Genomic DNA, 20,786 nt, shown 5'->3' with positions numbered 1-20,786 from the left:
TTGCTATCGCAAGAGGGAAACCCGTTTATGCGCACCGTATTAAATATCCTGAATTTTGTGCTGGGAGGTTTCTTTACTACCCTCGCCTGGCTGGTCGCGACGCTGGTCAGCATTATTTTCATCTTCACGCTGCCGTTGACCCGCTCATGTTGGGAGATCACCAAACTGTCGCTGGTGCCTTTTGGCAACGAGGCGATGCACGTTGATGAGTTAAACCCGGGCGGTAAGAATGCGCTGCTGAATACCGGTGGAACGCTGCTGAACGTGGTCTGGTTGGTCTTTTTCGGCTGGTGGCTGTGTATCTCACATATCTGCATCGGTATTGCCCAGTGCATTACGCTGATCGGCATTCCGGTCGGTATTGCTAACTTCAAAATTGCCGCCATTGCCCTGTGGCCGGTCGGGCGCCGGGTGGTCTCAGTGGAAGTCGCTCAGGCCGCGCGTGAAGCCAATGCGCGCGCACGCTTTAAATAACCGTTTCGATGAAGAGATCCCTGTTCAGCAGCCTGCGGCGTCAGGCTTTTAACAGCAGCTGGCTCTACAATATCCGCATCACGCTGGCACTGGCGGGAACGGCGGCCGTTCCCTGGTGGCTGCATCAGATCGCCTGGACGATTCCGCTTACGCTGGGCGTGGTCGCCGCCGCACTCGCTGACCTCGACGATCGCCTGAGCGGACGCCTGCGCAACCTGCTGATCACGCTGGTCTGTTTCTGTATCGCCTCGGTTTCCGTTGAGCTGCTGTTTCCTCATCCATGGCTGTTTATCGTCGGGCTGGCAGTATCTAGCTGGGGCTTTATCCTGCTGGGCGCGCTGGGGCCACGCTATGCCACCATCGCCTTCGGTGCACTGCTGATCGCCATCTATACCATGCTGGGGATCAACCTGTTTGCCCAGTGGTATCTGCAGCCTGCCCTGCTGCTGCTGGGGGCTGTTTGGTATAACCTGCTGACGCTGGCCGGGCATCTGCTGTTCCCCATCCGCCCGCTGCAGGAGAGTATATCGCGCTGCTATGCCCAGCTGGCGCGCTATCTTGAAGCCAAAGCGAACCTGTTCGACCCGGATATTGAAGACGACGATCACCAGACGCTGGTCGGCGTTGCCATGGCCAACAGCCAGCTGGTGACGCTGCTGAATCAGGCAAAAGCCTCTATACAGTCACGTCTGCGCGGCGACCGTGGCCAGCGCGGCACCCGGCGCACCCTGCACTACTATTTTGTCGCTCAGGATATTCACGAGCGGGCCAGTTCGTCACACGTGCAGTATCACGCTCTGCGCAAAGCCTGGGGCTCCAGCGATATTCTGTTTCGCTTCCAGCGCCTGCTGACGCTGCAGGCGCAGGCCTGTCAGACACTTTCCAGTGCGATTCTGCTGCGGGAAAAGTATCTGCACGCTGCCCATTTCGAGCGAGTGTTTACCAATCTCAACAGCGCGCTGCAGCGCCTGGAGATACAGCAGCCCGCCAGCGCAGAGGTGAAAGCAATGCACTATCTGCTGAACAACCTGAAGGCAATTGATGCGCAGCTGGCGACCATTGAATCGGAACAGGCGCTGGCAGAGAGCGGGCCACAGCATGACCAGACGCTCTCCAGTGAGGGGCTGACCGGCTGGAGCGATATCCGCCTGCGGCTTAGCCGCCATATGAGCCCGGAGTCTCCGCTTTTTCGTCACGCGGTGCGCCTTTCCCTGCTGCTGTGTACCGGGTATGCCTTTATCCAGCTGACCGGTTTACAACACGGCTACTGGATTTTGCTGACCAGCCTGTTTGTCTGCCAGCCCAATTACAACGCTACCCGCCGCCGCCTCGCGCTGCGCATTATCGGCACCCTTGCGGGCATTGTTCTGGGGCTGCCGCTGCTGTGGCTGGTACCGTCAGTTGAGGGGCAGCTGATTCTGATGGTGGTCACCGGCGTGCTGTTCTTTGCCTTCCGCAACGTGCAGTACGCCCACGCCACGATGTTTATCACCCTGCTGGTTCTGCTCTGTTTCAATCTGCTGGGTGAAGGGTTTGAAGTGGCGATCCCGCGTATTGTCGATACCCTGATTGGCTGTGGCATTGCCTGGCTGGCCGTGGCATTTATCTGGCCTGACTGGCGCTTCCGCCGGCTTCCTGCCGTGGCAGAGCGCACCCTGAACGCCAACTGCCGATATCTGGATGCGATTCTCGTGCAGTACCATCAGGGTAAGGACAATCGGCTGGAGTATCGCGTTGCCCGTCGTGATGCTCACAATGGTGATGCGGAGCTGGCTTCAGTGGTGTCTAATCTTTCGGTAGAAAACAAAGCCGACCGCACGCTGCGTGAAGCGGCTTTTCGCCTGCTCTGCCTGAATCACTCTTTCCTCAGCTACATATCAGCGCTCGGTGCGCACCGTGAAAAGCTGGAGAGTGACGAGATGCTGCAGCTGATGGATGACGCCGTCTGTTACGTCGATGATGTGCTGCACATTGAGGTTGTGGAAGAGGATAAGGCTCAGCGGATGATGGATAGTCTGGCGCAGCGCATTCAGCATAGTGAAGCCGATACGACAACGAAAGAGCCACTGGTTCTTCAGCAGGTTGGCCTGCTGGTGGCTCTTTTACCAGAAATTGCCCGGCTGAAAAAACAGATCGCGCAGCGCGGCTAGCGTAACCCCTGGTTACGTTCGCGCGCTCTTTTCGCTTCCCGCTGCGCATTGCGATGGAACCACATGCGCAGCTCTTCTTTCATCTCCTGCGGCAGAGCTTCGTAATGGCGACCAACAATCGCCCCCTGCAGCGCGTAGAGCACGGTTAAACCGAGGTTGCTGTTGCAGGTGCGTAGCAGCAGCCAGCTCCGCTTCGCGCCCTTCTGTTTTAGCGTCTCGATGTTGTTAATTCCCACCTGGTGTAGCAGCATCTCCATTCGAACCCCCAAATTGGGCAGGTCCTTAAGCCGCCGCTTTTTCTGTTTTTCTAACTGCTGCGTCCTGGCCCCCAGCAGGCAAAGGCGGGAAAGCGCCACCAGCTGATCGCTGTCTGACCATAAATCACTGTCAACGCGATAGTAGTGAAGGGCCACCGGCACGCCGCGCTTTTTCAGGTTTAGCGGCTCCATTTTGCGTTCGACAATATAGGGCCGCACTTGCTCACAGGCTCGCAGATAAAGCTCGCCGTCAGCGACGACCGCAAAAACGGTTTTCTCCACCGTCAGGCAATATCCGCCAAACTGAGTGCGCGATTCAACTTCCCCCAGCAGCTGCAGACGCTGTTTTGCCTCTTCAATTTTACGTTTTGAGCTAGTCATGATCTCTCCCTGTACATTTAAGATTTTTCTAACTATCGTCCTTAAATCAACGCATTAGAAAGTATTCAATCTCAATTAGGTGTTCAATGAATAAATTCAGTTCCCACGTTTTACCTAAAGGATTTGCGAGACGTAACGAAAAAATAAAAAAACCAGGAGAGGTCGATTTGCTGCGGGGAGGCAATCCCTGAGGTATCCCCACAAATGACTTCCATCGCTAAACGTCCGCAAACCGATCTGAGCTCGGCCTGAGCACGCCGGAACAGCAAAAGACGCTCCCTGCGGGCCTCGGCACGCGGCCAGGGATGGCCGTGCTGGGCAACGCGCTTTCAGAATCGCCCCCGGCTTTAGGGATTAGCCGATGGTGAAAAAAACCGGTTCAAGGCGTGGCAGCAGAAATTACCCTCTTAATTTTCGCATAACTATTTCCTGCTGTTTCCCGTGGTGGAGTATTGCAGTAGAAACACGCCTGCGCCGCCCTGCACCCGTGACAGCAGAATAGATTCCACACAGCTCAAGGATAAGATTTAATCTACTATGACAAATCATGACAAAAGAGCAGGCAAAGTAGCGCCAGAATAAGTTCCGAGAAATTTTGGAGAATAACAGATGAAAATAAGCGCGCCTTTAGTAGCCGGTTTTTTCCTGCTGGTTTCCGCTACTGCCATCGCACAGGGAGGGGATTTCAAAACGGCCAGTGCCGATGTTATGCATCACAAGCTGCTGAATACCCATGTTTCTATTGCAGACACGGCGGAGATGCCGGATGAACGCCGCGAGGAGCCTTTCCATAAAAATCACCATGTCAGTTATTGATCGCAGCACAATAACATTTAATTATTATCAATTGACTCAATCCCACTAACGTTTGATATCCAGGAATAGAGTGTCAATAAAATTTATTTTTACCTAACCGGCCAAGCCAGGCGTTAACAGGCAGAATAATAATTTCGCTTTATTAAACCCCGCAGCTTGCAGATGAATTTAATAACATGTCAGCAGATAAATTAGCGCAGTAGTATTCTGCAGCCTGTGTATGTTCAGGCGCAGAGTGAGGCGGGCGGGTAAGATCTTCTCTCTGCGGGATTGGCGCGGGTAAACAGTTCGTGCGGGTTACGGCGTTTGCCCATGCGGGTGATGGCTGGTTCCATCATTACAAGCGCTATTGCACAAGCAAGATTAAGGTTGATCTTTGCTCACTGTGGATATACTGTATATCCATACAGTCACCTGTGAGCGAAGACACCATGCGTACTCATTCCCTGAAATCTCAATCTGTTACTCGTGCCCTGCACGTTCCTTCATCCGCAGCTGCCTGCGGTAATGGTCTGATCAGCGAACTGACTTACAGTGAGAATCAATCTGGTATGACTCAGCGACTGCTGCTGCCGTTGTTGCAACAGTTAGGTACGCAGTCGCGCTGGCAGCTGTGGCTCACGCCGCAGCAAAAACTGAGCCGCGACTGGCTTCAGCGCTCCGGGTTACCGCTGGATAAAGTGATGCAGTCCCCTCACTCCACCACCATCACCACCGTTGAAGCGATGATCAAAGCGTTGAGCACGGGAAATTACAGCGTGGTTTTGGGATGGCTGGAAGAGGAAGTATCAGAAACGGATCGTCTACGTTTGCAGCAAGCAGCGGATTCTGGACAAGCTCTCGGACTGATTATGCGCCCGGAAGAGACCTCTTATCTTCCATCCAGACCGTTAAATGGAATAAAAATTCACTCTAGTTTGTATCATTAAGTAAAATTGAGATTTTTCTCAGGTTTTTTCTTTCCCTGCCCCGCTTTAACCCGCTGATTATGTTATGACGCGGCTAGACAATGGTTTAGCTGCGTTCACAGACCCTTTTTTCAGCAAAGAATTCACCCTCAAATGTTAAAAAATGTGTATGAAACCCTGTTTTTTTGCTGAGCACCGTCACATCATACTTGTAAGTTTGCTGGTACGTTGTAGACTTTAGCTCGCCAGGGTGCTCAATAACCTCCTTTTTTTGGAAGAGTCATAATCGAGCTACACAACCCGGCGAAGGATTAAACCAAAGAGCTAACTTAAAGCTCATTGCCTATTTGGATGATAACGAGGCGCAAAAATGAAAAAGACAGCTATCGCAATTGCAGTGGCACTGGCTGGCTTCGCTACCGTAGCGCAGGCCGCCCCTAAAGATGACACCTGGTACACCGGTGCTAAACTGGGCTGGTCTCAGTACCATGACAAAGGTTACTACGGTAACGGTTACCAAGATAACGACGGCCCATCTCATGAAAGCCAGCTTGGTGCTGGTGCATTCATGGGTTATCAGGCGAACCCATACCTGGGCTTCGAGCTGGGTTATGACTGGTTAGGCCGTATGCCTAACAAAGGCGACCAGGTTAACGGCGCATTCAAAGCACAGGGCGTTCAGCTGGCAGCTAAATTAAGCTACCCAGTAATGGACGATCTGGACGTGTACACCCGTCTGGGTGGCATGGTATGGCGTGCTGACTCCACTCAGCAGGTTGTTGGCGGCGATCGCATCAGCGACCACGACACCGGTGTTTCTCCACTGGCCGCGGTTGGTGTTGAATACGCAGTGACCAAAAACTGGGCAACCCGTCTGGACTACCAGTGGGTTAACAACATCGGTGACGCAGGTACCGTTGGTGCGCGTCCTGATAACTCCATGCTGAGCGTTGGCGTTTCTTACCGCTTCGGTCAGGATGAAGCAGCTGCTCCAGTTGTTGCTCCAGCACCAGCTCCAGCTCCAGTTGTTGAAACCAAGCGTTTCACTCTGAAGTCTGACGTGCTGTTCAACTTCAACAAAAACACCCTGAAGCCAGAAGGCCAGCAGGCTCTGGATCAGCTGTACACCCAGCTGAGCAATCTGGATCCTAAAGATGGTTCTGTTGTTGTTCTGGGCTACACTGACCGTATCGGTTCAGAGCAGTACAACCAGAAGCTGTCTGAGAAGCGTGCACAGTCTGTTGTTGACTACCTCGTTTCTAAAGGCATCCCTGCTAACAAGATCTCTGCACGTGGCGAGGGTAAATCTAACCCAGTCACCGGCAGCACCTGTGACAGCGTGAAAGGCCGTAATGCCCTGATCGACTGCCTGGCGCCAGACCGTCGCGTAGAAATCGAAGTTAAAGGCATCAAAGACGTTGTGACTCAGCCACAGGCTTAAGTCCATCAGTCATAAAAAAACCCCGCCTCGGCGGGGTTTTTTATTGCCGGTCTCTTTTCCGGCAGAGCTAACAGAATCGCGCTTATTCCGGCTTGCCCAGAATGGCTTTCAGATCCTGCTTGAGCGACGACATCTGGCTGGCGTACTGCTCTTTTCTTTCCGCATCTTCAATCAGCTGCACAATCGTTTCCGATAGTGTGCTATTACGGCGCTGTGCCAGACCCGCCAGGCGCTGCCACACCAGATACTCCAGATCGATAGATTTTTTACGCGTGTGTTGATGCTCGGCGTTGAAATGACGTTTGCGTCGGGCGCGAATCGTCTGTTTCATGCGGTTTTCGAGCGTCGGATTAATATGCAGGCTAATCCACTGCAATACTTCAACCGGCCGGTTTTCCATGACCAGCAGTTCATCCACGGCTGCCTGCGCGGCGCTTAATTCGATATAGCGCGTGATCGATTCACCTTCGCGGTGTTTTTTGACCAGATACTTCCACTTCCAACCGCTTTCCAGATTTTCCAGTTGTTGATATTTCATCGGAATCTCATGCTGACCACATAACGGGTTAAGAATAACAGCTTTTTTTGATCAGGCTGTAAAGAAAACAGGACCAGCGGGGGGAATGTGAGATCGCCCTGGTTTCAGGCGCATGTCTACGGTGCTTAACAGGCTGAAATCTTGTATAATGCCGCTTTTATTCATTTCAGAAAAATACGATAACTTTGACCAACAATCGATTAGAGTGGCGCGCCCTACAGCCCGATACCGAACGCTTCCAGCATCTCCTCTCGCAGGCAGTTGCTGCCGACGCAGAGTGCTTTGCTACCGTACAGGCTCGCCTGTTTAATGGCCTCAGCTTATTGCTGCAAACCCCGGCAAAAGTGCCGCTGATGCTGGTCAAAAGTCCTGAAAGCGCTGAATACCTCACGCTGTTGCAGGATATCCTTACCTCAATGGCGGCTGACGATGGCGATGAATCTGCCCTCTACGGTGGCCACTATACGCTGAGTGGGAACTCCGTCAGCTGGCGCCCGGCCGAAAGGGCAGAGGATAACTTCGCCAGCGTGGGCGGCGTACATCAGGCTGAGTGGATTGAAACGGAACAGCTTTTTGGCTGCGTACGCCTGCATCAATCTGCCATCACTCTGACCCCAGGCCTGGTACATCGTGCCAACGGTGGCGTACTGATCCTCTCCTTGCGAACCTTGCTGGCTCAGCCGCTGATGTGGCTGCGCCTCAAGCAAATTATGGTGAATCAGCGCTTTGACTGGTACTCCCAGGATGAAACCCGCCCTCTGCCGCTCGATATCCCTGCGATGCCAATGCAGTTCCGTCTGGTACTGATTGGTGAGCGTGATGCGCTGGCTGACTTCCAGGAGATGGAACCCGACCTGGCTTCCCTATCGCTCTACAGCGAGTTTGAGGACAATATCCAGCTGGTTGATGATGAAGACTTCAGCCACTGGATGCAGTGGGTGCTGAATATTGCTCAGAATCTGGGTTATGACGCACCGGCAGCTGATTTCTGGCCAGTGCTGATCCGTGAAGCGGCCCGCTATACCGGCGATCAGGACACGCTGCCTCTTGACCCAATGTGGCTGAGCCGTCAGCTGCAGGATGCCGTTCAGTACAGTGATAACCTCAGCGTCAGCGCCGAAAATATGCAGGATGCGATCAGCACGCGCGAATGGCGTGAAGGCTTCCTGGCTGAACGTATTCGTGACGAAATCCTGCTCGATCAGATCCTGATCGAGACCGAAGGCGAAATGATTGGCCAGATTAACGCCCTGTCGGTGATTGAATTCCCGGGGCATCCACGCGCCTTTGGTGAGCCGTCGCGTATTAGCTGCGTGGTGCACATTGGTGACGGTGAGTTCAATGACGTTGAGCGCAAAGCCGAACTGGGCGGCAATATTCATGCTAAGGGCATGATGATCATGCAGGCCTGGCTCATTGCTGAGCTGGAGCTGGAACAGCAGCTGCCCTTCTCCGCCTCGCTGGTCTTTGAGCAGTCTTACTCTGAAGTGGATGGTGACAGCGCCTCGCTGGCGGAGCTGTGCGCGCTGATTAGCTCCCTGGCTTCTCAGCCGATTAACCAGCAGCTGGCGGTGACCGGATCTGTCGATCAGTTTGGTCGCGTGCAGCCGGTGGGTGGACTGAACGAAAAAATTGAGGGCTTCTTCCACATCTGTAACCAGCGCACGCTGAGCGGCACTCAGGGGGTGATCATCCCGGCCGCTAACGTCCGTCATCTGACGTTACAGCAGGAAGTGGTCGATGCCGTGCGTGACGGCAAATTCCACCTGTGGGCTGTCTCCAGCGTGGAAGAAGCGCTGCCGTTACTCACCGGCGTTGAATGGGATAAAGAGCAAGGCCCCTGCCTGCTTGGCACCATTCAGGAACGTATTGCCCAATTTAACCAGCAGGATATGCGCCATCGTCCATGGCCGCTGCGCTGGCTAAACTTGTTTAACCGTAGCTGATCGGACTTGTTCGGCGTACACGTGTAAGCTAGACTCCGTGATTCACTAAAATAAGGCTTATTGAGAATATGGTAGATAAACGCGATTCCTATACAAAAGAAGATTTGATTGCCTCCGGTCGCGGTGAACTGTTTGGCGCAGAAGGCCCGCCATTGCCTTCTGGCAACATGCTGATGATGGACCGCGTCGTTAAGATGAGCGAAGACGGCGGTAACTACGGTAAAGGTTTCGTTGAAGCTGAACTGGATATCAATCCGGACCTGTGGTTCTTCAGCTGTCATTTTATCGGCGACCCGGTAATGCCTGGCTGCCTCGGCCTGGATGCGATGTGGCAGCTGGTTGGCTTCTATCTCGGCTGGTTGGGCGCTGAAGGTAAGGGCCGTGCGTTGGGTGTAGGCGAAGTGAAATTCACCGGCCAGGTACTGCCGAGCGCGAAGAAAGTTTCCTACCGTATTCATTTCAAGCGCGTCATCAACCGTAAACTGGTGATGGGCGTGGCAGATGGTGAAGTGCTGGTTGATGGTCACGTAATCTATACCGCGACCGACCTGAAAGTGGGCCTGTTTAAAGACACCACGGCTTTCTAAAATATTTTTGACCGCATAATTGGTGGTGTATCAAGGCAGCAAATGAAGGGGTCCCGATGAGCTTACGCCAGTAAGCGATTCGGGTCTCTGAAAGCAGCTAGCGCAGCAATGGCGCGAATGATGACGGTTAAAACGAAGACCTCCGCAGCAGCGGAGGTCTTTTCCCTATCGATAACAGGCGTTACGCGGTAACCGTCCTGTCCTCCATGGCTTGTCGCCAGCCTCCCAACCAGTGAGATCGAGCATCCAGCATCTGATACGGACACATCTCTTTAGAGCGTCCTGTGATGCCTGCGTGGTAACCTCGTGATTCTGCTCGTTCAAGGCGATCTCGTTTCTGTCTCTTCATGCCGCGTTTCCCTCATTCTAGTCTGATGGATTCTGGTGGAAAGAAAACAGTGGTCACAGTTTGCGCAACCACACATAAGTTCTACCGCGACTTTAAATAAAGATCAACGCGCAAATTTCACGCCAGTGTCATCATTTTGAATCAGACTGTGGGTGCTGTCTCGGTTAATCTGCCGCTCCGAGCGCCTCCAGCCTTTTGATTAACAATAAAAAAGCCCTTGATTGTGCAAAATTCTGAATCTGCAACAATCAAAGGCTTAGGCGGTTAGTAAATTTTTGCTTAAGGTTGGCGAATTACTGCATTAGCCACCTGCCCCGCCACCTGCTGCCATCCTTTAGCTAATGTTCTTACTAACGCATCGTAACCATCTTCGTTCTGCGCGAGGTCGAAGGCAAAAGGCTGCCTGGTCAGTTTGCCGTCGTGCTCCAGCGTCCATGCACCGCTCACCACCACGTGCCCATCATAGCGTCCGTGGAAACCCGTCACGCTGACATTCAACGTATCGTGCTGCTCCCCCATCGGCGTGGATGACACCAGCGCGCCAGGCAGGGTGGCACTCAAGTTACTGACCAGCGTTTGCTGCAGCTGCTGATCCAGCGGGCTGGCCCACTGATTGTTGGCGGCAATAACGAACTGCACATCGTTGCTTTGATATACCACACCGTTGCCCGCCAGATAATCGGGCACCGAAACATGCTCCACCCACACCGGGCGGGACACATTCTGACTGCTGGCCGCCACGGAACTGCCCGCTGCGGGCAGCTGGTAGTAGACGGTCTTCGGCGTGCCGCTACAGGCGCTCAATGCCAGCGCCAGGGCTACGGGGATCCATTTCATCATTATTTCGCCCTCTTCGGCTGTGGGTCCTGGCCGGGTTTTGCTTCAAAGACCAGTGCATTACTCTTGCTGTTTAAGGTTTTCAGTACCGGCTGCAGCTCGCGCAGCACCTGGTCGAGACGCTGCATATCGCCGACCATCTTGCTGTAGGCTGGTGAACCCGGCTGGAAGCCTTTCATACTACGATTCAGCTCACGCAGCGTTTTCTGCATGTCTGCCGGCAGCTCCTGCATGGACTGGCTGGCGGTAATCTTGTTCAGATTATCCAGGGTTTTCTGCAGCTCTTTCAGCGTGCGCTGGCTCTCTTTCAGCGTACCGGTCGCTTCATTCAGCATCGGGTTCAGCGGCAGATTATTGATCTTATCCAGTGACTCCATCAGCTTCTGCTGGATCTGCGCCAGGCCACCGCTCACCGTTGGGATCAGCTCATAATCAGCAAAGCTTTTCGGTCCGGCATAAGGTTTTGCGTTGCTGTAGAAGTCGAGGTCGATATACAGCGAGCCGGTCAGCAGGTTGGCTGATTTCAGGGAAGCACGCAGACCACGCCCAATGCCATCTTTCAGATGCTGCTCAAAGTTGAAATCGTTGCCCAGCTGTTTCTGGAAGCGATCGGGTTCAATGCGGATCAGCACCGGAATGCGATAATCATTGTTCAGACGCTGTGCAATACCAGGCATAGTAAACGGAACTTCTGCCACGGTACCGAGACGAATGCCGCGGAACTCAACAGGCGCACCCGGCTGCAGACCGCGGATGGAATCGCTGAAGAACAGCAGGAAGTCTTTGTGCGCGGTATACAGGGAATCCTGAATGCTGCGCTGGTCGTTAAACAGGCGATATTCCGCCTTATTCTCGGCCGGTTTACCCAGCTCCCAGCCGTCCGGGACGTCAAAGCTGACGCCGCCGCTAAATAGCGTGGTCAGCGAGCCCATTTCAACGCGCATGCCGGAAGCCGACATGTCCACCGCAATGCCACTGTCTTTCCAGAAGCGCACATTGCTGGTCACCAGACGATCGTAAGGCGCGGAGATAAACAGCTGATAGGTCATCATGCGCTTATCCGCGTCAAAGGCGCTGGTTTCCACCGTGCCCACCTGGTAGCCACGAAACAGCACCGGATCGCCCGCATTGAGCTGCCCGGCTTTTTCACTGTCGAGCGTAATACGAATGCCTTTGGCATCCAGCGGCGCCAGCGGCGGTGCGTCCAGCAGCTTATATTGCTCCGTTTTTTCCCCTTTTGAACCGGGTTGCAGCTCGATATAGGCTCCGGACAACAGCGTACCTAGTCCTGTTACGCCTTCACGGCCAATGGCTGGCTTTACCACCCAAAATGCGCTGTCTTCGCGCAGCAGTTTTTCCATACCGGAATTGAGGCGTGCTTTGATCTCCACGTGGTGAAGATCGTCAGTCAGCACGGCGCTTTCGACGATCCCGACGTTAACGCTGCGGCTTTTGATGGTGGTTTTACCGCCCTCAATCCCCTCGGCATTGGTGGTAATCAGCGTCACCTCCGGTCCCTGATGACTAAAGTGATAAAACAGGATCCACGCCCCAATCAGCACGGTAACAATGGGGATGATCCACACCGGTGACCAGCGCTTAATCTGCTCCACCTTGGCGGTATTGTAATTATTGTCCGTCACTTGCAGGCTCCTCAGTACTCTTTTCTCTTACCCGATCCCAGGTGAGACGGGGATCAAACGTCAAGGCGGCAAACATCGTCAGGATCACCACCAGCGCGAACAGCAGTGCGCCAATCGCGGGGTAGATACTCATCAACCTTCCCATGCGCACCAGCGCTGACAGCACGGCGATAACAAATACGTCAATCATCGACCAGCGCCCGACAAACTCCACCACTTCATAAATCTTGTGCATTCTTTCGCTGTCCTGCCGGTTGCTGCCGCGCCCGTTGGCATCCCAGCACAGCCAGCCGATAGCGATCATCTTCAGCGAAGGCACCATAATACTGGCAATAAAAATCACCAGCGCAATCGGCCAGGAGCCATCACTCCACAACAGCACCACCCCGGCCATGATCGTTGAGGTCATTTTGCTGCCGAGCGCCTCGGTCACCATAATCGGCATCAGATTAGCGGGAATATAGAGCAGGATGGAGGTAAACAGCAGCGCCAGCGTCCACTGCAGGCTGTCCTTGCGGCGGGCGTGCCCCTTACTGCCGCAGCGCGGGCAGATCAGCGTATCGCTGCTCAGCACCGCGGTGCAGCAGCGGCAGGAGCGCAGCCCCTGACGCAGGCCGCTGACGCCCGCCAGCGGCTTAGCTGGCAGTGCAGGAAGCGGAGCCACGCGCGCCCACAGCGTGCGGCGATCGGTACACTGGAAAGCGCGCAGCTGCAGCAGACAGAACAGGCACCACGGCACAAAGCTGGTGCCGATGCCAATATCGCCATAGGCCATCAGCTTGACGAAACTGACCAATACGCCCGCGAGGAAAATCTCCGCCATGCCCCAGGTTTTTAACTGGAACAGCACGCGTGCCATCAGCTGCTTAAGCGGCGACGGCATGCGCACCCGGTTGACCAGCAGCAGGATCACCACCATACAAATGGCAGGTACGCCCTGCACAAACAGCAGAAACAGCGTCGCAAGACTGCTGTAGTCGTCAGAAACCATCACGCTGGGTATTTGCGGTAGCGTAATCTCGCTGCTCAGCCCGGCAACCTGCATATTGATAAAGGGAAACAAATTTGCCAGCAGCAGCATCAGCAGCGCCGCCAGCGCATAGGCGGTGGGCCGCTTGCGCGGCTCATCCCAGTTAGACTGAAGCGTGGTGTGACAACGTGGGCAGCTTGCCTTGCTGCCCGGCCCGATAGCGGGCAACTGCGTCATCAGGTCACACTGCGGACAAAGCATCCAGTGATGCGCGTGGTGCGACGAACACATACTTCACCCTCTGTGGTGGGGAAAAACGGCCGTATCAGCCGCCGTTCTGTAACGATTCCAGATATTCCCAGCGTTCGAACGCCACTTCCAGCTCCTGCTCCGCCTGAGCCAGCGCGTCCAGAACCGGCTGAGTCACCTCACGCGGCTGGGTAAAGAAGTCGCCGTCGGCAACCTGCGCCTGGTACGACTCGAGACGGGCTTCCAGCGCTTCCATTTGTTTCGGCAGCTGTTCCAGCTCTCGTTGCAAATTGTAGCTCAGCTTAGCGGCAGGTTTTTTTGCTGCTTCACTTTTTGCGCTTTCCTGACGCGGCTGCGCGCTGGCAGGTTTGGCGCTGGCGCGATTCTGCTTAAACGCTTTGCGCTGCAGTTGCGCATCGTGATAGCCGCCCACAAAGGCGCCGATTTCGCCGTTGCCTTCAAAGATCCAGCACTCGGTCACGGTGTTGTCGACGAACTGACGATCGTGGCTGACCAGCAGAACCGTGCCCTGATAACCGTCAACCAGCTCTTCCAGCAGCTCAAGCGTTTCCACATCAAGGTCGTTGGTCGGTTCATCGAGGATCAGCAGGTTGCTTGGCTTAAGGAACAGGCGCGCCAGCAGCAGGCGGTTACGCTCACCGCCGGACAGCGCACGCACCGGGGTCATCGCACGTTTTGGATGGAACAGGAACTCCTGCAGGTAGCCCAGCACGTGGCGTGGCTTACCGTTAACCATCACTTCCTGCTTACCTTCCGCGAGGTTGTCCATCACCGTGCGGTCCGGGTCCAGCTCGGCGCGGTGCTGGTCGAAGTAGGCGACTTCCAGCTTAGTCCCGATATGAACGCGGCCGCTGTCCGCTTTCAGCTGGTCGAGCATCAGTTTCAGCAGCGTGGTTTTACCGCAGCCGTTAGAGCCGATCAGCGCGATTTTATCGCCGCGCTGAACCTGGCGGGAGAAGTCACGCACCAGCTGTTTGCCGGCAACGGAATAGTTGACGTTTTCCAGCTCAAAGACAATCTTGCCGGAGCGCGAAGCCTCTTCCACCTGCATGTTGGCTTTGCCCATCACTTCACGGCGGTCGGAACGCTCGCGGCGCAGGGCTTTTAGCGCACGAACGCGCCCTTCATTGCGCGTGCGGCGGGCTTTGATGCCCTGACGGATCCACACCTCTTCCTGTGCAAGCTTGCGGTCGAATTCGGCGTTCTGCATCTCTTCGACGCGCAGCGCTTCCTCTTTGCTGGTGAGATAGAGGTCGTAGTCGCCCGGCCAGGAGACCAGCTTGCCACGGTCAAGGTCGACAATGCGCGTTGCCATGTTGCGGATAAAGGAGCGGTCGTGCGAGATAAAGATAATGCTGCCCTGGAAGGTTTTCAGGAAGCCTTCCAGCCAGTCAATGGTCTCAATATCAAGGTGGTTGGTTGGCTCATCGAGCATCAGCACTTTCGGATTGCTGACCAGCGCACGGCCCAGCGCGGCTTTACGCAGCCAGCCGCCGGAGAGTGAAGAGAGCTGCGCTTCGCCGTCCAGACCGATCTGCTGCAGCACATCGTGAATGCGGCTTTCCAGCTGCCACAGGTTCTGGTGATCCAGAATCCCCTGCAGGCGCGCCATCTCATTGAGATTTTTATCGCTCGGATCTTCCATCACTTTGTGCGAGATCGCGTGATAGGCCTTCAGATGTTCTGCCTGCTCTTCCACGCCTTCGGCGACGAAGTCATACACAGAACCCTGCACGTTGCGCGGCGGATCCTGCTGCAGGCGCGCCACCACCAGGTCCTGCTCATAGATAATACGCCCGTCATCCAGCGGCTGTTCGCGGTTGATGATCTTCATCAGGGTCGATTTACCCGCCCCGTTACGGCCAACCAGACAGACACGCTCGTTTTCTTCGATGTGCAGTTCAGTGTTATCCAACAACGGCGCGTCGCTGAATGAGAGGTAAGCGCCATGAATACTGATTAGTGACATAAAAACTTATTCCTTACCGGCGTGAGCGATCAGCCAGCAGTTGTGAATTTGACGGTTACGGGCGAAATCCTGAGACTGGGTTTTCGCAGTGATTTCGGTTGCAGCCAGACCCAGTGCTTCGAGTCCGGCGAGATCCATTTTGAAACCGCGCTTATTGTTCGAGAACATCACGGTGCCACCTTTGCGCAGGATACGCTTCAGATCTTTCATCAGATCGAGGTGATCGCGCTGCACATCGAAGCTCTCTTCCATACGTTTGGAGTTGGAGAACGTGGGTGGATCGATAAAGATCAGGTCGAACTGTTCATCGGCATCGCGCAGCCAGCTCAGGCAGTCTGCCTGCATCAGGCGATGCTGACGGCCGGAAAGCCCGTTCAGGCGCATGTTGCGCTCCGCCCACTCCAGATAAGTGCGGGACATATCAATGGTCGTGGTGCTGCGTGCGCCGCCCAGACCGGCGTGCACGCTGGCGCTGCCGGTGTAGGCGAAGAGGTTCAGGAAGTCTTTGCCCTTGCTCATCTGGCCCAGCATTTTACGCGCAATACGGTGATCGAGGAACAGGCCGGTATCGAGATAATCCGTCAGGTTAACCCAAAGTTTGGCGTTAAATTCACCCACTTCGAAGAAATCGCCCTTTTCGCCCAGCTTCTGGTACTGGCTTTTCCCTTTCTGCTTCTCACGGGTTTTCAGCACCAGCCGGTTGGCCGGCAGTTCCATCACGCTGAGCGTGGCAGAAATCACATCGAACAGACGCTGACGCGCTTTGCCCGGATCGATGGTTTTTGGCGGTGCGTACTCCTGCACCACCACCCAGTCGCCGTAGCGGTCGACAGCGACATTATAGTCTGGCAGATCGGCATCATAAACGCGGTAGCACTCGATCCCTTCCTGGCGCGCCCACTTATCGAGCTTCTTGAGGTTTTTGCGCAGGCGGTTGGCGTAATCATCCGCCAGCTGCCCGGCCGCAGCACCCGTCGGGTTCTCTGCCAGCTGGTAGTTTTTCTGCACGCATTCCAGCGGACCGTTTTTCGCTTTGAACTGGCGATCGGCACGCAGCTGCAGGCAGCTCAGCAGTTCCGGCGAGGCGCTGAACAGCGACAGGTTCCAGCCGCCAAAGTGCGTCTTCATCAGGCGCCCGAGCTGGCCGTGCAGGGCAATCAGCGCCGGTTCGCTGTCCAGTCGTTCACCGTAAGGGGGGTTACTCAGCACGGTGCCGGTGCTGCCCTGTCCCAGCGGATTGGTCAGCTTCAGCACATCCTGGGTAGTAAACTCGATCAGCTCCGAAAGCCCGGCGTTACGGGCATTGGCACGCGCACGTTCGATCACGCGGGAATCGTTGTCGTAACCGTAAAAGCGTGAAGTGGTGGCCTGCACGCCTTTGGCTGCGCGCTCGTGGGCATCGCGCGTCACATCGCTCCACAGCGGCTGGTTAAACTGACTCCAGCCGGTAAAGCCCCAGTGCTTACGCTGTAATCCCGGCGCACGATCGCAGGCGATCATCGCCGCTTCAATCAGCAACGTGCCGGAACCGCACATCGGGTCAACCATCGCCGTACCCGCCTGCCAGCCGGAACGCACCACGATAGCCGCTGCCAGGCTCTCTTTCAGCGGTGCCTGGCCGGTCTGCTGGCGATAGCCGCGCTGATGCAGGCCCTCACCGCTAAGATCCAGCGCAATGCTGGCGGTGTCTTTATTCAGCCAGACGTTGACGCGGATGTCCGGCTGCTCGCGATCGACATTCGGGCGCGGCAGATTTTTACGCGTAAAGCTGTCGACGATGGCGTCTTTTACTTTTAGCGCGCCGTACTGGCTGTTGCGGATCACCTCGTTCAGGCCGCTGAAGTGCACGGCGAAGGTTTTATCGCTGCCGAACATTGCCGGCCAGTCAATGGCCTGCACGCCGAGGTAGAGATCCAGGTCGCTGTAAACGCCGCATTCGGTTAATGGCAGCAGAATACGCGAAGCCAGACGGCTCCACATCAGACTCTGGTACATCAGACGATCGTCGCCCTGGTAATGTACGCCGCCCTGGACTACCTGGCAGCTTTGCGCTCCCAGGGCTTCCAGTTCACTTTTTAACAGCTCTTCGAGCCCACGCGCCGTACTGGCAAACAGAGAATTCATAGCGTCACTTATCGTCATCAGAAAATTGCTGCGCATTATAGCTAATCATGGCGGCATGTCATAAAGTTAGCTTCTTTTGCGGCAGAAACCCTGCAAATAGCAGGGAGGGTCGGCCCGGCGCGAGGGAGAATCGCCATGATCAGTTTGTCACGTCTGTTTGTTCATCCGGTTAAATCAATGCGCGGCATGCAGGTTTCCCACGCTCAGGCACTGGCCTCCGGGCTGGCATTTGACCGTATTTTTATGATCACCGATGCGGATGGCACCTTTATTACTGCCCGCCAGTATCCGGAGATGGTGCTGTTTACTCCGGCACTTATCGTTGACGGCCTGCATCTCAGCGCCGCGGATGGCAGCAGCGCCAGCGTGCGTTTTGCTGATTTCCATAAGGATCCGCAAGCTACCGAAGTCTGGGGCAATCAGTTTACCGCGTTAATTGCTCCGGACAGCATTAATCAGTGGCTGAGCGGCTTTTTTCCGCGCCCGGTGCAGCTGCGCTGGGTCGGTCCGGAGATGACGCGCCGGGTGAAACGCTTTGAGCGGGTTCCGCTCGGTTTTGCCGACGGTTTTCCTTTTTTGCTGGTGAATGAAGCCTCGCTGCACGATCTGCAGCAGCGCTGCCCGGCAGGGGTAAGAATGGAGCAGTTTCGCCCAAATCTGGTGGTCAGCGGCGCCAGCGCATGGGCGGAAGACGGCTGGGCATCGCTAAAAATCGGCGAGATTATCTTTGATGTGCCCAAGCCGTGCAGCCGCTGCGTGTTCACCACCGTCAGCCCACAGCACGGGCGTAAACATCCAACCGGACAGCCACTGGCCACCCTGCAAACCTTCCGCAGCGCGCTGGACGGTAGCGGTGACATCGATTTTGGCCTCAACCTGATTGCCCGCAACAGCGGCGTCATGCGCGTGGGCGATGCCGTAGAAATTTTGAGCACGCATGCCCCGCGAGCCTACGGTGCGGGTGACGTCACCGAAACCCTGGATGTTGCCCGCAAGGCTGCGCAGCCGGTGGCGATCAGCTGGCAGGGTCAGCATTTTACCGGCAATAATCAGCAGGTGTTACTGGAACAGCTGGAAATGCAGGGGATCAAAGTGCCTTATTCCTGTCGTGCCGGGATCTGCGGCAGCTGCCGGGTCACGCTGGTCAGTGGAGAAGTTCAGGCAATGAAGAAGGGCGCGGAGCGCAAAGAGGACGGGACGGTGCTGAGCTGTAGCTGCATCCCATCCGGCGATCTGGTCTTGCGTTAGATGAGATTAACCTGCGCGGGAAGTTATACCGCGCGGGCGAAATTGATATCGTCGTTGTTAACCTGAGGCAGCAAGCGGTCATGCATAATTTTAATCGCATCACCCAGCACCATACCACGACCGGCTACCGTCAGCTGCGGCTGTGCCACCAGGCATAGTGCGGCACTGTCACCCGACTCGACCACCAGCAAACTGCCCTGCTCACCGCTTTCAGACACCTTCACGCACACCAGCTCACCCTCTGCCGGGCGCCAGCTTCCCTGAGGATGGGTATCAAAATGCCAGCTTTTCGGCATCAGAGGCTTAAGGAAACGCGTGGCGACCAGCGCGTTTAGCACCAGCTCAGCACGCTGATCGGCATTCAGCCCACAGTGACGGCAGCGTTCATCAAAGGTGAAAAACAGCGCGGCATCGTCAACACAAAAACCAGAAACATCAAAGGCATCAGGCGTTAACATCTTGCGTGGGAAACGCGAACGGAACAGCATACCATCAGCCAGATCGAGCATCATCCGGTCATGTTCTGCGTCAAAAAACCAACGCCAGTTATCGTCTGGTTTTATCCTCATGATGGTTCCTGTATTAATACTTAGTAACATACGGCCGGGGCGTTTAATAACACTTCCGGAAATCAGAACGCGCTTTTAAGCACCCGGCGCACTCTGCTAAAAACTGAATAATCAGTGAACAGAACAAAATATAAACGAGCCTGCGGCGAAAATAAAGCCCCAGGCTTATTAATGGGCAGAAATGTCTTAGATATTGCTCACAATTTCCTTTATCAAAGGCGGACCTTTGTAAATAAAGCCGGAATATATTTGCACCAGTGAGGCGCCTGCCGCCATTTTTTCCCGCGCCGAGACCAGTGAATCAATACCTCCCACGCCAATAATCGGGATGCGCCCCTGCAGCTCACTGGCAAGGCGGCGGATAATTTCCGTGCTGCGCGACTGTACCGGACGGCCGCTTAAGCCCCCAGCTTCATCCGCGTGCTTCAGCCCTTTTACCAGCTCGCGATCGAGCGTGGTATTGGTGGCAATCACGCCGTCAATATTGTGACGCAGTAAACTCTCCGCCACCTGGATCAATTCCTCTTCAGAAAGATCCGGGGCGATCTTTACCGCCACGGGAACATATTTATGGTGGATCTGCTGAAGATCATTCTGACGGGTTTTAATCGCCGCCAGCAAATCATCCAGCGCTTCGCCATATTGTAAAGATCGCAGTCCCGGGGTGTTAGGGGAGGAAATATTGATGGCGATATAACCGGCGTATGGATAGATTTTATCCATGCAGATTAAATAATCCTCTTTGCCCTGCTCGACCGGGGTGTCTTTATTTTTGCCAATATTAATGCCGAGGATGCCGTCAAAGTGGGCCTTTTTGACATTTTCCACCAGGTTATCAACGCCCAGATTATTGAAGCCCATGCGGTTAATGATCCCCTCCGCTTCAACCACGCGGAACATACGCGGCTTGTCATTACCCGGCTGCGGGCGCGGCGTTACCGTACCGATCTCAATGAAGCCAAATCCCATGGCACCAAAGGCATCAATGCATTCGCCGTTCTTATCCAGACCTGCGGCCAAGCCCAGCGGGTTCTTAAATGTCAGCCCCATACAGGTAACGGGCTTAAAGGGAAGAGACTGGCGGATCAGGCCGGTAAAAGGGGTGCCGGAAAGGCGGGTCAGCTGCTGCAAGGTCAGGTCATGCGCACGCTCAGGATCGAGCTGAAACAGCGCCTTACGAACGAAAGGGTAATACATGGTCACTCCTGAGGTCCCGATGGAAAATCGGGGTCGTATTATCCGGGTTTAACGGCGTAAAGGGAAATGACCTGGCGCAAAAGCCGCTAAATAAATGACGATTATTTTAGCG

General features: G+C 55.1%; 18 protein-coding genes. 8 read left to right on the top strand and 10 right to left on the bottom strand.

From position 1 onward, the window contains the following. Positions 1–27 precede the first annotated feature (27 nt). Both ID864_RS00730 and yccS read left to right on the top strand, forming a co-directional pair. Positions 28–474 (top strand): YccF domain-containing protein, encoded by a 447-nt coding sequence (locus tag ID864_RS00730; protein ID WP_099754046.1) that lies wholly within the window; start codon positions 28–30, stop codon positions 472–474. A gap of 8 nt (positions 475–482) precedes the next feature. Then, complete coding sequence (yccS, locus tag ID864_RS00725; protein WP_048916489.1) at positions 483–2,624, top strand: YccS family putative transporter; 2,142 nt, start codon at positions 483–485, stop codon at positions 2,622–2,624. On the opposite strand, the gene ID864_RS00720 is transcribed toward yccS, so the two are convergent. After that, positions 2,621–3,262, bottom strand: coding sequence for a TfoX/Sxy family DNA transformation protein (locus tag ID864_RS00720; protein ID WP_048916490.1), 642 nt, complete (start codon positions 3,260–3,262; stop codon positions 2,621–2,623). The two genes, yccS and ID864_RS00720, sit on opposite strands and share 4 nt — an antisense overlap. A gap of 609 nt (positions 3,263–3,871) precedes the next feature. On the opposite strand from ID864_RS00720, the gene ID864_RS00715 reads away from it, so the two are divergent. From ID864_RS00715 to ompA, 3 genes are all read left to right on the top strand, one after another. Then, positions 3,872–4,078: a hypothetical protein gene (locus ID864_RS00715; RefSeq protein WP_224750355.1), complete on the top strand. Its 207-nt coding sequence runs from the start codon at positions 3,872–3,874 to the stop codon at positions 4,076–4,078. Positions 4,079–4,509: 431 nt separating this feature from the next. Further along, the gene (gene sulA / locus ID864_RS00710; protein WP_048916494.1) at positions 4,510–5,007 is read left to right on the top strand and encodes an SOS-induced cell division inhibitor SulA; all 498 of its coding nucleotides are present in this window, start codon (positions 4,510–4,512) and stop codon (positions 5,005–5,007) included. 349 nt (positions 5,008–5,356) lie between these two features. Then, positions 5,357–6,427, top strand: a complete 1,071-nt coding sequence (gene ompA / locus ID864_RS00705) for a porin OmpA (RefSeq protein ID WP_048916495.1) — start codon at positions 5,357–5,359, stop codon at positions 6,425–6,427. An 82-nt stretch (positions 6,428–6,509) separates the two neighbouring features. Here ompA and matP read toward each other — a convergent pair whose 3' ends face one another. Continuing rightward, complete coding sequence (matP, locus tag ID864_RS00700; protein ID WP_048916496.1) at positions 6,510–6,965, bottom strand: macrodomain Ter protein MatP; 456 nt, start codon at positions 6,963–6,965, stop codon at positions 6,510–6,512. Between the two features lie 185 nt (positions 6,966–7,150). Here matP and ID864_RS00695 point away from each other — a divergent pair, with 185 nt between their 5' ends. Beyond that, the gene (locus tag ID864_RS00695) at positions 7,151–8,911 is read left to right on the top strand and encodes an AAA family ATPase (RefSeq protein ID WP_191149264.1); all 1,761 of its coding nucleotides are present in this window, start codon (positions 7,151–7,153) and stop codon (positions 8,909–8,911) included. Positions 8,912–8,979: 68 nt separating this feature from the next. Continuing rightward, entirely contained in the window at positions 8,980–9,498 is a 519-nt protein-coding gene (gene fabA / locus ID864_RS00690) for a bifunctional 3-hydroxydecanoyl-ACP dehydratase/trans-2-decenoyl-ACP isomerase (protein WP_048916498.1), read from the top strand. A 181-nt stretch (positions 9,499–9,679) separates the two neighbouring features. Here the strand turns inward: fabA and rmf are convergent, their stop codons facing one another. The 6 genes from rmf to rlmKL form a co-directional block, all read right to left on the bottom strand. Beyond that, on the bottom strand, positions 9,680–9,847 hold the full coding sequence (gene rmf, locus ID864_RS00685) for a ribosome modulation factor (RefSeq protein WP_099754048.1): 168 nt from the start codon (positions 9,845–9,847) through the stop codon (positions 9,680–9,682). 279 nt (positions 9,848–10,126) lie between these two features. Further along, positions 10,127–10,687 (bottom strand): membrane integrity-associated transporter subunit PqiC, encoded by a 561-nt coding sequence (gene pqiC, locus ID864_RS00680; RefSeq protein ID WP_191149263.1) that lies wholly within the window; start codon positions 10,685–10,687, stop codon positions 10,127–10,129. After that, positions 10,687–12,327, bottom strand: coding sequence for an intermembrane transport protein PqiB (gene pqiB, locus ID864_RS00675; protein WP_048916500.1), 1,641 nt, complete (start codon positions 12,325–12,327; stop codon positions 10,687–10,689). The genes pqiC and pqiB overlap by 1 nt, the downstream gene beginning before the upstream one ends. Further along, positions 12,314–13,588, bottom strand: coding sequence for a membrane integrity-associated transporter subunit PqiA (pqiA, locus tag ID864_RS00670; protein ID WP_048916501.1), 1,275 nt, complete (start codon positions 13,586–13,588; stop codon positions 12,314–12,316). Before pqiA ends, pqiB begins: the two co-directional genes overlap by 14 nt. 34 nt (positions 13,589–13,622) lie before the next feature. Further along, positions 13,623–15,536 carry an ABC transporter ATP-binding protein gene (locus ID864_RS00665; protein WP_048916502.1) on the bottom strand — a complete coding sequence of 638 codons (1,914 nt, stop codon included), beginning with the start codon at positions 15,534–15,536 and terminating at the stop codon, positions 13,623–13,625. Positions 15,537–15,542: 6 nt separating this feature from the next. Next, a complete protein-coding gene (rlmKL, locus tag ID864_RS00660; RefSeq protein ID WP_191149262.1) occupies positions 15,543–17,660 on the bottom strand; it encodes a bifunctional 23S rRNA (guanine(2069)-N(7))-methyltransferase RlmK/23S rRNA (guanine(2445)-N(2))-methyltransferase RlmL in 2,118 nt (705 codons plus the stop codon). Positions 17,661–17,795: 135 nt separating this feature from the next. On the opposite strand from rlmKL, the gene ID864_RS00655 reads away from it, so the two are divergent. Next, positions 17,796–18,908: a YcbX family protein gene (locus ID864_RS00655; RefSeq protein ID WP_191149261.1), complete on the top strand. Its 1,113-nt coding sequence runs from the start codon at positions 17,796–17,798 to the stop codon at positions 18,906–18,908. A gap of 23 nt (positions 18,909–18,931) precedes the next feature. Here the strand turns inward: ID864_RS00655 and ID864_RS00650 are convergent, their stop codons facing one another. Then, entirely contained in the window at positions 18,932–19,477 is a 546-nt protein-coding gene (locus ID864_RS00650) for a cell division protein ZapC (protein ID WP_048916504.1), read from the bottom strand. A gap of 186 nt (positions 19,478–19,663) precedes the next feature. Then, positions 19,664–20,674 (bottom strand): quinone-dependent dihydroorotate dehydrogenase, encoded by a 1,011-nt coding sequence (gene pyrD / locus ID864_RS00645; RefSeq protein WP_187497731.1) that lies wholly within the window; start codon positions 20,672–20,674, stop codon positions 19,664–19,666. Positions 20,675–20,786 lie beyond the last annotated feature (112 nt).

This window comes from Erwinia aphidicola (assembly GCF_014773485.1).
In the GTDB taxonomy this organism is placed as follows: Bacteria; Pseudomonadota; Gammaproteobacteria; order Enterobacterales; family Enterobacteriaceae; genus Erwinia; species Erwinia aphidicola.
Note: the sequence above shows the minus strand (reverse complement) of the source record. Positions and strands in the feature narration are given on the sequence as shown.

Bases quoted from the DNA above. Each gene is read 5' to 3' on its own strand.
- yccS (WP_048916489.1), top strand. From the start codon at position 483: ATGAAGAGATCCCTGTTCAGCAGCCTGCGGCGTCAGGCTTTTAACAGC.
- ID864_RS00665 (WP_048916502.1), bottom strand. From the start codon at position 15,536: ATGTCACTAATCAGTATTCATGGCGCTTACCTCTCATTCAGCGACGCG.
- ID864_RS00715 (WP_224750355.1), top strand. From the start codon at position 3,872: ATGAAAATAAGCGCGCCTTTAGTAGCCGGTTTTTTCCTGCTGGTTTCC.
- pqiA (WP_048916501.1), bottom strand. From the start codon at position 13,588: ATGTGTTCGTCGCACCACGCGCATCACTGGATGCTTTGTCCGCAGTGT.
- ID864_RS00720 (WP_048916490.1), bottom strand. From the start codon at position 3,262: ATGACTAGCTCAAAACGTAAAATTGAAGAGGCAAAACAGCGTCTGCAG.
- fabA (WP_048916498.1), top strand. From the start codon at position 8,980: ATGGTAGATAAACGCGATTCCTATACAAAAGAAGATTTGATTGCCTCC.
- matP (WP_048916496.1), bottom strand. From the start codon at position 6,965: ATGAAATATCAACAACTGGAAAATCTGGAAAGCGGTTGGAAGTGGAAG.
- rlmKL (WP_191149262.1), bottom strand. From the start codon at position 17,660: ATGAATTCTCTGTTTGCCAGTACGGCGCGTGGGCTCGAAGAGCTGTTA.
- pqiC (WP_191149263.1), bottom strand. From the start codon at position 10,687: ATGATGAAATGGATCCCCGTAGCCCTGGCGCTGGCATTGAGCGCCTGT.
- ID864_RS00650 (WP_048916504.1), bottom strand. From the start codon at position 19,477: ATGAGGATAAAACCAGACGATAACTGGCGTTGGTTTTTTGACGCAGAA.
- ID864_RS00730 (WP_099754046.1), top strand. From the start codon at position 28: ATGCGCACCGTATTAAATATCCTGAATTTTGTGCTGGGAGGTTTCTTT.
- pyrD (WP_187497731.1), bottom strand. From the start codon at position 20,674: ATGTATTACCCTTTCGTTCGTAAGGCGCTGTTTCAGCTCGATCCTGAG.
- rmf (WP_099754048.1), bottom strand. From the start codon at position 9,847: ATGAAGAGACAGAAACGAGATCGCCTTGAACGAGCAGAATCACGAGGT.
- sulA (WP_048916494.1), top strand. From the start codon at position 4,510: ATGCGTACTCATTCCCTGAAATCTCAATCTGTTACTCGTGCCCTGCAC.
- ID864_RS00655 (WP_191149261.1), top strand. From the start codon at position 17,796: ATGATCAGTTTGTCACGTCTGTTTGTTCATCCGGTTAAATCAATGCGC.
- ompA (WP_048916495.1), top strand. From the start codon at position 5,357: ATGAAAAAGACAGCTATCGCAATTGCAGTGGCACTGGCTGGCTTCGCT.